The organism is Rhodoblastus acidophilus, assembly GCF_025961575.1.
GTDB lineage: Bacteria > Pseudomonadota > Alphaproteobacteria > Rhizobiales > Beijerinckiaceae > Rhodoblastus > Rhodoblastus acidophilus_C.
Genome location: NZ_JAOQNX010000078.1, coordinates 1 through 1,288, shown reverse-complemented (window position 1 = coordinate 1,288; position 1,288 = coordinate 1). Strand labels below are relative to the sequence as shown.

General features: G+C 61.6%; 2 pseudogenes. One reads left to right on the top strand and one right to left on the bottom strand.

What is annotated here, in order from left to right:
* Positions 1-176 (top strand): annotated as a pseudogene (locus M2320_RS23205) (IS5/IS1182 family transposase); the annotation flags it as partial.
* 169 nt (positions 177-345) lie between these two features.
* On the opposite strand, the pseudogene M2320_RS23200 reads toward M2320_RS23205, so the two are convergent.
* Positions 346-1,012, bottom strand: a pseudogene (locus M2320_RS23200) (IS3 family transposase); the annotation flags it as partial.
* Between the last annotated feature and the right edge of the window lie 276 nt (positions 1,013-1,288).

Below are 1,288 nucleotides of genomic sequence, written 5' to 3'. Positions count from 1 at the left end.
CCAACCGCAAATGGAAGAACTGCTTCTCGCCGTTCCTCTATCGCAACCGCAACGCCATCGAACGCATGTTCTGCCGCCTGAAAGACTTCCGGCGTATGGCCACGCGATATGACCGAAACGCCGTCAATTACCTCGCAACCGTCTGCCTCGCCGCGACCGTCAGCTACTGGTTATGAGTCCGGAACCTAAGTGAATTTCTGGCGGGTTGTGCTGAACGCGGGGCTTGGGCGATTTTGCCGCGGCGTCGGGAGGGCGTAGCCTGACCAGAGCTGCGGCAAAATCGCTGGCGGCGATCATGCGGCCGCCGCCAAAGCTGGCCGGTCGAAGTAAGCTTCATATGGCCACGTCGACCACCGCCGCGAGCCTTACGGCAATTGCAAGCAATTGCCTGTCGGCCAAGGGGTAGACGAACCCTCGCCGCATCGGGATGTCGGTGATGTCCATGGCCCAGACGTGATTCGGCCGCTCGACCTTCACCCCGCGCAGCAGGTAGGGGTAGATCTTGTGTCCAGGCGTGGGCGTGTTGGTGTTCGGGCGACGATAGATCGCCTCGATCCCCATGCGCTTTATCAGGGTCGAGACGCGGCGGCGGCCGATCGCGACGCCCTCGCGCCGCAGCAGCAAGGCCAGCATCCGCGCGCCCGCAAAAGGATAGTCGAGATGCAACTCGTCGAGCCGACGCATCAGCCCCAACGTCTCGGCGCAGACCGGTCGAGGCTGGTAATAGACCGTGCTGCGCGCCAGGTTCAAAACCTTCGCCTGGCGCGCGACCGGCAGATCGTGGCCGCGGTCGATCATTTTTTTGCGCTCAGCAGGCCCGTCTTGCTGAGCGCGCCGGACAAAAATCATTCTCCAGAGCCAGTTCACCGATCTTGGCGTGCAGAGCCTTCAGATCGACCGTCGGTTCGGACGGTCCCGCCCTGTCCTGACCGAACACGCCGGCGGCGCCCTCCAGCAACTGGCTCCTCCACGTCGTGATCTGGTTGGGATGCACGTCGAACTGCTGCGCCATCGAGCGCCGCAGGAATAGGGGTTCGATTTTGGGACTATCCACAGGCGACGGATAAGATCAGATTTTTTTTGCAGAATGCAGTTGACCGCGACGGAGCTTAGCATCTATAAGCCACCCATCGACGGCGTCGCTGCCGGTCACTGGCGGCGGACGCTGACGCGTCTTCAACTGAACCTTCGTGGGTTTGGCCGGCTAGGTCGCCGGGGATGACGTGTCGCTGAAGGATCGGGTTGACACCTTAGGGTGTGAGGCTTAAATTCTTTGGCCCTGCTGTTT